Source organism: Magnetococcales bacterium, from assembly GCA_015231175.1.
Classification (GTDB): domain Bacteria; phylum Pseudomonadota; class Magnetococcia; order Magnetococcales; family DC0425bin3; genus HA3dbin3.
This window is the reverse complement of the sequence record JADGBZ010000002.1, coordinates 93,323-103,702: the sequence shown is the minus strand read 5'-3', so window position 1 is coordinate 103,702 and position 10,380 is coordinate 93,323. Positions and strand designations below refer to the sequence as shown.

9 protein-coding genes are annotated in these 10,380 nt (G+C 47.3%); 2 read left to right on the top strand and 7 right to left on the bottom strand.

All coding sequences use genetic code 11. The features are described from left to right. Positions 1 to 105: 105 nt before the first annotated feature. The 7 genes from HQL63_00995 to HQL63_00965 are packed head-to-tail and all read right to left on the bottom strand — an operon-like array spanning position 106 to position 8,271. Positions 106 to 1,623 carry a B12-binding domain-containing radical SAM protein gene (locus tag HQL63_00995; protein ID MBF0175415.1) on the bottom strand — a complete coding sequence of 506 codons (1,518 nt, stop codon included), beginning with the start codon at positions 1,621 to 1,623 and terminating at the stop codon, positions 106 to 108. Between the two features lie 59 nt (positions 1,624 to 1,682). Then, positions 1,683 to 2,696, bottom strand: a complete 1,014-nt coding sequence (locus HQL63_00990; GenBank protein ID MBF0175414.1) for a flippase-like domain-containing protein — start codon at positions 2,694 to 2,696, stop codon at positions 1,683 to 1,685. A gap of 1 nt (position 2,697) precedes the next feature. Further along, the gene (locus HQL63_00985) at positions 2,698 to 3,537 is read right to left on the bottom strand and encodes a class I SAM-dependent methyltransferase (protein ID MBF0175413.1); all 840 of its coding nucleotides are present in this window, start codon (positions 3,535 to 3,537) and stop codon (positions 2,698 to 2,700) included. A 15-nt stretch (positions 3,538 to 3,552) separates the two neighbouring features. Next, positions 3,553 to 5,004, bottom strand: a complete 1,452-nt coding sequence (locus HQL63_00980; GenBank protein ID MBF0175412.1) for a B12-binding domain-containing radical SAM protein — start codon at positions 5,002 to 5,004, stop codon at positions 3,553 to 3,555. Next, entirely contained in the window at positions 5,001 to 6,005 is a 1,005-nt protein-coding gene (locus HQL63_00975; protein MBF0175411.1) for a radical SAM protein, read from the bottom strand. The genes HQL63_00980 and HQL63_00975 overlap by 4 nt, the downstream gene beginning before the upstream one ends. Positions 6,006 to 6,017: 12 nt before the next feature. Beyond that, a complete protein-coding gene (locus HQL63_00970) occupies positions 6,018 to 7,280 on the bottom strand; it encodes an aminotransferase class I/II-fold pyridoxal phosphate-dependent enzyme (GenBank protein MBF0175410.1) in 1,263 nt (420 codons plus the stop codon). A 31-nt stretch (positions 7,281 to 7,311) separates the two neighbouring features. After that, positions 7,312 to 8,271, bottom strand: coding sequence for an NAD-dependent epimerase/dehydratase family protein (locus tag HQL63_00965; GenBank protein ID MBF0175409.1), 960 nt, complete (start codon positions 8,269 to 8,271; stop codon positions 7,312 to 7,314). A 254-nt stretch (positions 8,272 to 8,525) separates the two neighbouring features. On the opposite strand from HQL63_00965, the gene HQL63_00960 reads away from it, so the two are divergent. Next, complete coding sequence (locus HQL63_00960) at positions 8,526 to 9,602, top strand: SPASM domain-containing protein (protein MBF0175408.1); 1,077 nt, start codon at positions 8,526 to 8,528, stop codon at positions 9,600 to 9,602. Positions 9,603 to 9,644: 42 nt separating this feature from the next. Further along, a complete protein-coding gene (locus HQL63_00955; GenBank protein ID MBF0175407.1) occupies positions 9,645 to 10,373 on the top strand; it encodes a YdcF family protein in 729 nt (242 codons plus the stop codon). Positions 10,374 to 10,380: the final 7 nt, after the last annotated feature.

Sequence of the window (10,380 nt, the reverse complement as noted above, 5' to 3'; positions counted from 1 at the left end):
GACACCCCCCCTGGCAGAAACTGCTTGACAGTCAAGACAGTTGCTGGACCCCGATTCGTTGCCGGGTGCTGAAAGTCACAAACAAAGATGGAGCTAAAATTTTCTCTAAAATTTTTCTGAACGACCAAGCCACTTCAGATGAACGCCAAAGGCACCAGTATCCAAACCAACAAATACTTCCTTCGCTTTAGACAGCACCCCTCTTTTGTAGTCATAATATCTATAGAAGAATATATAATTAATAAAATTGTTGAGATGGTATATAAAGAAATTATCAGGAATAATTTTATATAACGTTTTTAGAGCATCGGGATATCGATAGCCTGCCACTCTAAGGATACCAAAAATTCTACGCAACTTTGACACCCTCGAATAGTCAATTCCTTTTATGTGTGCAGGTTGATAACAATCAGTATTCAATTGGTTGGCAAACGATTCTCCAATTAATTTTTTATTTAAACACAACTCAGTTAGCGGAAGACCTGGATATGGTTGAAATATTGTTGTTCCAGCAAAGGTTGGCTTGGCCTTACAGACTAACTCCAAGGTTTTTATATCATCATCGAATGAAGTATGTGGCAGACCAATCATTGTAGGGGTGGCAACACGTATCCCCGCTGATTCAAGCAAATACACAGATTCTACCAACCTTTCGTTAGACATATGACGGTCCAGATATTTTTTTCTATAAGCATAATCTCCATGTTCTATGGCCAACGTTGCTGAAGCACAGCCGCTTTTTTTTAAATATTTTACGATCTCTGGCTTAACAAACTCGGCCCGGATGCTTATATTATACGGAATATTTAAGCTGCTGTAGAGATCTGCGAACTCTCCCAACCACTCGATATTAACCCCCGCAAAAACATCATCCCCGAACAAGATGTATGGCAATGGATATTGATTCTTCAACTGAGTCACCTCTTTAACTACAGAAGATGGTGAGCGAAACCTTGGACTCTTCCCTTTACCCTTCACAAGCATGTTTAATGAACTATTATAACAGTATGTACATCTAAAAGGACACCCTCTCGCAGTAAAAACAGACTTAGCGATACTACCTCTAAATATAGGTGACTTTTCATAAAAAAGATTTCGGTCAGGAAATGGAATATCGTCCAAGTTTTCTATCAGCACATCAATTTCATTCTTATAAATTACCCCGCCATTTTTTATCCAGAGACCTTTTATGTCATAAATGTCAATTCCATTCTGAATAGCGTTTATTAAATTTCCTAATGATCTTTCACCCTCACCTCGGCAAATAATATCGACGCCATCTTCCTCTATCATTTCTGGAAAATACGTTGGATGCGGCCCACCAAAAACAGACATAAATGGAGATAATACTTTTTTAAGATAAAGATTTCTAAACACATTTTCTCGAACTTGGCCTGACATACAGCTGTATAAAATTATATTTGGAGAAAAACTTTTTATTGCATCAAGATTATCTACCTTTGGATCAAAAAATTTTATCATTACGTTTGAAATATGGGTTTTTATGTACGAAGATAGATATGCAATCCCAAGAGGCTCCTTAACAGAAAGCTTGTATATAAAAGCCAGCTTTAATTGAGCACGCTTTTCGAAAACCGGCCATTTAGAGTCTCTGTTTGGCATACACCCCCCTTTTTTCTTAGTTTTTCCGTTAGTTATTGTGTATTTTTACTATTAACAAGTTACATTCTACAAAATTTTTTATAAATTTTCGGAGTAACATAATAATATAAAAATGATAACGCTATAAGAATAATATAAGATGTCGTGCTTATTAACTTTTCTAAAAGCATAAATATGCCGCATTCCGTCTTGCTAAACCCAATAAAAAGCAAAAATACCAACCACCCGGCATCCGATATACCAGCATTTCCCGGCATAAATGAGATCAAAACAATAGATTGTATGATAGAGATACCAAAAAACACGTAAACATACGAAACATCACCATTTATTGAAAATAATATGATATAATTACGAAGAGCAACCAGTGCATATTTAAAAACTGACAATACGATTAACTGCACACTTACATGCGTAGCAAGGCTTTTGTGTTCCCTCAAGATATCTGTGCTGCGTGTTTTTTTGTTAAAAAAGGGGATCATAATGAGAAATTTTATAATTTTATCAATCAAAAAATACGCGATACTATAAAATAACTTTCTATTTATGCTGACAAAGTAGATAAGAACCAGAAACATTATCAAAGATAACACAACAGAGAAGGATGGAGAAGTTATGTTAAAAAACAGCAATAGTGATGGTGGTATTAAAACAACAAGAACGAGCAAATCAAATAATTGCTCATAATATATTGATAAAACAGATACTGAATTAGGAGTGCCGAAGTTTTTCTTTAATGATTTTGTTTTTAAGGCAACATTTCCAATATAGGGAATATACATATTAAAAAAGGTGCCTAGAACACTATAAAAAAAATAATACCCCTTTTGTGCGATTATGCTGGGAGATAAATACTCTAAAACAATACGCCACTTTACAGCAGAAACCCATGTAAAAAGGCACGTCGATAAAACAACATTAAAAAAACTGTATTTAGATATAGAAAAAACAGAATTTGAAAAATCGCGATACGCCATCCCTGACCAATAAATAATAACACAAAGAACAACAAGGCCAATCACAAATGTTACGGTGTATATATTCTGAGACACTCTGTTAAAAAAGGCAATCAAGCTAAAACTCCTTATTGGAAATAACCCGAGCATAAAATGTATCCATGACACGGAAAGCCATGTGAAAAATAATCTGTCTCCATATCGAAATATCTTGAGGAACCGGATCCTCCTTATAAATTGGAATACATAGTTTTTTGTCTATACAAAAACCATTTTTCACAAAAATTTCCTCAACCTGAAGCGGCGTAAAATGATAGGGATGATTTTTGTCGAAAATTTTTATGGCTTTATGAGCTTTTTTCAACAACGGATGAACAGTATGGACCGACAAAAGAATCATTCCATCTTTTTTTAATATTCTTGACATTTCAAAAATAAATTTATCGGGAACATCGACATGGTCAAGTGTGTTTGTTGTCACAATAATATCAAAAAAATGATTGGGAAACGGTGTTTTTTCACCAACACCTTGAATTTTTATGGCGTTTGCCGGCATAAGATCAAAAATACGAAGCTGTTGATAAAAATCCATTAACGGATCAAGCATAAATAAATGAACAGGAAGATAACTATCTCCCAATTTTTTTACGGCTGAAAAAAAACCAAACGGGCCTGTTCCAATTTCTAAAACAGTTTTTCCAGAAAACACGTCATTTTCGACCCCCCAGTGCTTAAAAAAATTTATAAAATTTTTTAGTGGGTCAGGTTGATAATCTGAATTATGCGTTTTACTCCTCCAAAAGTCCATTTCATGTTTTTGAAACACGAGCCAACCTGATCGATCTCTAAAAATGTCGTCATGGGAATGGTATACACAACCACTTCTTTTTAAATTATTAAGAATGTTATCGATTTCCATCGTTAAATCTGGATTGACATCTATTTCATGTATTTGCATTCATAACTCTCTTGGCTAGGATCCGTAAATTCTATTATTAATCATAGCTGTACGCAAGGCATCCAAGTAACTGGTATAGGTGGCTTGGGTCTTTTGCTTTAGGAGACCACGCAACAAGACAACTGGTTTGAATATCAATAATTCAAAAGCCCAAAGATAAAAGGCAGGATAACGCAACAAATTGAAGTTGGCATTGCGTCGCGCCATGCCCAGAAAAATATTTCGATACCGTATGATCTCGGCATGGGGCACGGGAGATCTGAAAGTCCGCTGGTTCTCCGTTAGGGAAAAACTCAATTCTTCCAGAGCATCCTTGTCTTCCGCATGGAAATATTTTGTGCCGGGCATCGGCATGAAGTAGTTGACAGTCACGAAGGTTGGTTTGATCTCCTCCAAAAATCGCGCCGTGGCATCCAGATCCTCCCGACTCTCCTCGGGAAAGCCAACTATCAGAAAAATATAGGCATGGATACCAGCATCCTCCACCTTGCGCACGGCTTCCTTCATGGTGGCCAGTTGGGTTTGTTTTTCCATAATGTCCAGCATGCGTTGGGAACCCGACTCCACACCCAGGGCAATCTGGATGAAGCCGGCCCGCTTCATGAGCTCCAAAGTCTCAGGACTGCCGACCCGATCTGCCCGGGCCTGGGCGTAGAATTTGAGCTTGATGCCCTCGGCAAGGATGCGTTGACAAAACGTGTTGACCCGCTGATCCCGATAGTAAAAAAGGTCGTCCAGAAAGACCATGCCATCAATTTTCCAGTGGTGCATCTGCCATTTGATCTCGGCGATGATGTCGTCAACGGGTCGCTCGCGGTAGCGGCTGCGGATGGGGTCGGTACAAAAGCGGCAGGTGTAAGGGCAACCCCGGCTGGCCATCATAAAGCCGGTCTTGATGAAATGACCCGGTATGCCTCCCAGACGGATATCGCAGTAGTGTTGGTAGTCCACCAAGTCGAAGGCTGGATAAGGCAAACCATCCAGATGCATGACTGGACGTGTCTGAGTACGCACCACCTCGCCGTTGTCCAGGTAGCCAATACCGGGAACCGACCTGGGGTTGCCATCGGAGCGGAACAGGTGATCAAGAAGCTCTACCGTAGTCTCCTCCCCCTCGCCGAAAACAACGTGGTTAACACCGTGGGTCAGGTAGATCTCCGGCTTGAAATTGGGATCTTTGCCCCCACAAATGACGATCTTCTCCGGCCATCTCACACGGAGGCGGCGGATGATATCAAGCGCCACCCGGCGGTTCCAGCTGATCACCCCCAGACCGATCACATCCGGCGCGAAAGCCCACAATTCCCGCCATAATTCGGTATTTTTCCCGGGAAAAAACTCCTCGTCGATCAACTCCAGAATCTTGACCTGATACCCAGCTTGGCGTGCATAGGCGGCGATATACAACAGCCCTAGAGGGGGACGCCATCCTTTGCGCGGGTTGATGAGAAGCAGTTTCCTGGTCACTGTGGAACCTGTTTCAGCCGGAGGAAATCGCAACCGCGACAGTAGGCAAACCTTTCTTGATTGGCGCGCAGGTAGGTAAACTTTTCTCCATGCCAGATGGCGTCCAAATCCTCGGTGAGAAGGTTGCCGACCACCTGTTCTGCGTCGAGACAGCAGGGGTGAACTTGGCCATTAACGTTGACGTAGATAAAATCCTGAAAGCGGTAACACCACGCATCCAAACGCAGCCATCTCTTCAAATGTCGATACAGCCAACCGGCCAAACCATCAAAAACCTGATCCTGGAGACAATCGATACGCATACCGTAACGCTTGCGCAGTTTGGCCAACTCCTTGAAGACGACTCTCTCCTCTTCCACCGAAGGTCGCTCCAAATCTTTGACAAACCTCTGATCCACACGGACAATATTGAATCGATCCACCCCTTTTTCGTGTCCCCATGGGATCATGGCATAGATGTCCTGGATTTTCTCCTTGAACAGGATGGGTTGCAGAACTACCTTGGGTGTCGTGCGTCCTTGTTGGTGGCGCATGTCCAACAGTTGCTCAATGGCTTGCACCCCCTCCTGGTTGTCGTGGCCCGACTCCTGGTAACCCTGAATGCTTTCCACAGAAAAAGAGAGCGTATCCACGCCGGAAGCGAGGAGACGTGCAATAGTGCCGGGTTTTCGTAGCATGAGTGCATTCGTAGTCAGTTGCACCTTGAATCCCCGCTCCTTGCAATAGGCAACCGCGTCAAAAAAACGCGGATGCAACAAGGATTCCCCCATTCCAGCCAGAGAAATTTGTTCGGCACCCTTGAGCTTATCCACGATAAGCGTAAAATCCTCCCACGTCATGTGACGACGTTCCACATCAATATAGTTGCGGATACACATGCGACACGAAAGATTACATGCATTGGTCAACGAAATCTGGACAAATCTCGGCAATCGTTCCGGAATATGAAGAACTTTCCTGATGAATACCGGAAACAGGGCTATATTTTTGTAAAAAGGCATGTTTGACCGAATTCAGTGTGCGCGATTTTTGTTTTCTGCAAAAAAAAGTTTGACCATCCCAGCAATATAACGAACATCCTTTTCGTTCAGGCATGGATGGGCCGGCAGGTAGCACACGCGACTGTTCAATTGGGCGGCATGGGGATAGGGTCCAGCGGCGTAAGGGATAAACCGCTCCATTTGAGTGACATCCTGGGCGGATTCGTCCTGGGCATCGATCCCGTGGTGCAACAAAAAACGTTGCAACTCCTGACACTGTTCACTCCAAACCGCAAAATGGACGCAAACGTGATCTCTATCCACCGGATCGGGCGGCAGTTGCAATCCCGCCACTCCCGCCAGTTCCTGTCTGAACAGACGCAGGATATCATGACGCTTCCGATTGGATTGATCAATCGTTTTGATCTGACGAAACCCCATGGCCGCCTGAATATTGAACATGTGGCGCCGAAACAGGTGTGGAACCTCGGTGTAGTGGGGTTTTTTAACGCGAAACCAGCCATCCAACAGGGGATCGTTCTCCAAAACGAAGCGTTTGACCAGCGGAAACAGGGTCCATTTGTGCAGCGTGGGGGTGTTGAGAAATTTTAACAAGGATCCCTTCAGGACGGCCAGCACCATCTCCCGGGTGGGAATGGTGTGAAACGGCTTCTGGAGGGAGCGCACACGCTCCATGAAGCCGGCATCGTTGCTGGTGACCATGCCGCCGCCAAAGCCATAAAAAGATTTGCCATAGCCAAAACTGAAGGCGCCGATGTCCAGAGTACCGACCCTGTCATGGCCGTAGGTGGCGCCACAAGCCCGGGCACAATCCTCGATGACACGCAAGTCATGTTTTTCTGCGATGGCTTGGAGTTGCAGCATCTCCACCGGCAGGCCGTTCAGATGGACCGGCATGATGACCCGTGACCTGGGAGTGATGGCTGCCTCGACCCGGGCCATATCCAAATTGGCAGTGGCAAAGTCGACATCGACGAACACGGGTTTGAGACCGGCCAACAAGACTACGGCGGGATCCACCCAAAAGGTGAAGGCGGGCAGGATCACTTCATCACCGGGTTCCAGTTCCAATGCCTTGAGAGCATGAAAAAGGGCGCTGCGGCAGTTAGGAAATGCCACGGCGTTTTGTACACCTAAAAAATGGGCAAAAGATTGCTCGAATCCGGGAACCAACGCACGCCCAGCCGCCCGGGACGGCCACAAAAGCCGCAAAAGCGCTGCGATAATTTCAATGGTCTTCAGGTCCACCCAGACCCTGGGGTAGGCTTTCCACATGGAGCATGTATCCGATCAGGGGAAAAACAAATCAGGAGACCGCTTGCGCCGCCTTGGCGACGGCCTGACGCCAATCACCAATAGCATAGCCAAGCTCTTCCTGAGCACGACGCGAAGAGTAGTAAAGGAAACGGGCGATGAGGTCGGCAGCTTCATAGGTCAGGGGCGGGTTGCGACCCAGAACATTGAAAGCAGTCTCCACTCCCCATCCCAGCATGGGTAACAGCGTTGCCGGCAGGCGGATGGATGGAATCTTTCCCCGTGTGGCCAAGGCGATTTCACGAAAATATTCCCGGAAGGTGACATTCTCCCCACCCAGGATGTAACGTCTGCCGGACTTGCCTCTCTCCCCACACAGCCAAAGCCCCTGGACAAGATCGTCGATATCGGTCAGGCAGACCCCTCCAGGAGGATAGAACAGCATGCGCCCGGATGCTATAGCCTTGAAATTACTCTTTTGTCCAGCCTTCATCGCAAACCCGCCCACGACATTGCCGGGCGAGGCGACGACCACATCCAGGCCGCGTGCGTGTTCCTGCAACACCGCCGTTTCACCTTGATGCTTGGTCAGGGCGTAGTGGTCCGACTCCATGTTGAAGGCCATGGACTCATCGGCGATCTGGCCCCGGGCGGGGCGACCGATGGCAGCAATGGAACTGACATGCACCAGTCGGAGACCCGCCTGACGCACCACCCTGGCCACACGGGCGGCAGCCTCGACATTGACCTCCACTCTTTGGCGGATATGTTCCCTGGCGTTGGAACCACACCCCGCCAGGTTGAAGACCAGATCGCACCCGGTCATGGCCGCCACAAGCTGCGCCTCGTTGGTCAACTCCCCGGCAACCCGCTCAATATCAAGGCCATCCAGATGACCCAAAAAGGCGCCTGGACGATGAAAGAGACGAACTTTTTCTTTGGGATCCCTGGCCAGCCATTGGACCAGGTTGGCCCCGATGAAACCGTTGCCGCCAAAAACCAGTACCCGCATGGTGTGATGTACCTCGGAGTCTGTCTGAAAACGCCACGCCACCTTGCCCCGTCAAGAGGAATCGGCATACGGGGGCATGTGCGCCTCTCTGGTTCGGAAGCCAACCTTCCCTGCTAACCGGATCTGTGATTCTGGCAAACCATCTCTTGAACTTCCAGGATAATTATCGCATGCTCCGTGTCCGCTTCCCTTGTTGTTTGGGGGGTACCCCGCGCCTGTGCCGTGCCTTGTTTCCGACATGATTGGGCAGATCTATGAAAAAATGGCGTATTGTTGCCGACAATCTTCGCGGGTTGCGGCATTGCCGGTCCGGCAACACCAAACCTGACTCTCTGCCAACCTATTTTTGGATCGAACCGACCAACCATTGCAATCTGCATTGCATCATGTGTCCGAATGGTACAGGTCAAGTTGCGTTTGCCAAGGGGTGCATGTCTCTTTCCCTTTTTGAAGAGATCATTCGTCAGATCAGTCCGTTTGCCTCATCCGTCACTTTGGCTGTGGGCGGAGAATCCCTCGTCCACAAAGATTTTTTTGCCATGGTTCGCCACGCAGGCGCACATGGGTTGAAAGTCCTCTTGAACACCAACGCCACGCTGCTCAACGCCGAACGGGGACGACAACTCCTGGATTCCGGTCTGACCAGTATCAGTTTTGCCTTCGATGGTTTCAACAAAACACAGTATGAAAAGGCGCGCGTGGGAGCCAATTTCGAGCGGACACTTGGTCATATTCTTGAGTTTTTGCGCCAGAAAAAAGAACGTGCCAGCACCAGACCCTATACGGTGCTTTCCATGCTGATGCTGGATCCAGAAGGGTCCACAGCAGCGGATCAAGAGACATTTTTATCCCAGTTCAAAGGCCTGATCGATGAGGTGCGCCTGCGGGAGGTGGCAACCTGGGGGCCTGTGTTCAAGGAAACAAACCAGTTCTCATTCCGTAAAAACCAGCAACTTTATCCACCCTGTTCACGTCTTTGGAGTACGGCGGTCGTGGCATGGAATGGCGATGTCCTGCCCTGCATCTATGATGTCAACCATGATTATATCCTTGGCAATATTTTAGAAGAAACTTTTATCGATATTTGGAACGGTGCAAAAATGGTGGCGTTGAGAGAGTCCATGTTGAACGGGACATATCGACATGTGTTGCCGTTGTGTGAACATTGCATCGTATTGGGATCGCCGCCTCTGTTGGGGGTTCCCTCGGGTTTACGTCTTTCCTTGGCGGATGCCTTGACCAATTTTGTGGGACAACGTGCAGAAAGATTGGCGCTGCGTCTTGCCAACATGTTAAGCAAGAAGGGATTTTCCGCCAGGACCATCAATTGACACCCCACCCGACCCTGACCCATCTGCCTCCGGAGCGTCCATTTGCCCCACAAACCCGCACCCTGGTTGCTGGTCAGCCTCTCTGGGAATCTTCTCTTCCTGCTGATTTTTTTGACACCATTGACCGAGTTTCTCGCCAAACCGCTCATTGTCGATGAACCACTGCGGCAGGCCGAGGTCGCGGTCGTCTTCGCATCCGGTTGGGTCAACGAAACCGTCCTGGATTATGACACCTTGTTGCGCATGCAACGCGGCCTGGAGCTTTACCGGTCGGGGTGGGTGCGCAAAATCATTTGTCTGGGGGGAACCCGGTTGCCGCACCCGGAGAAGCCCTACATCGGCATCGCCGAAGGGATGCGGAAAGTGGCCATCCTATGGGGTGTCCCACCCTCCGACGTGGTGGCTGAGGCCGATACGACCAACACCTACGATGACCTGCACGCCATGGTCGCCAAACTGGGGCATGCGTTCAATTTCAACAACGCCATCTACGTCTCATCGGCCTACCACTCGGCGCGCATCCGCTGGTTTTTAAACAGCATGGGCGTTACCGGTGCTGTCACGCATGCCTATCCCGTGGAGCTGTCGCCCCTGCATTTCACACAAAGATTTCAGATTTTTCAGAGTATTGCACGCGAATATCTGGTCCATGCCTACTACCGGCTCATGCCGTCATCACCCCTGTCCATATTCTCAAGTCACCCTGAATCCAAGGCGACCATGGCACCCGCACCCGACAATAAACCGGAATCCATGCGGTCGGCTCCCTGACAGGGGC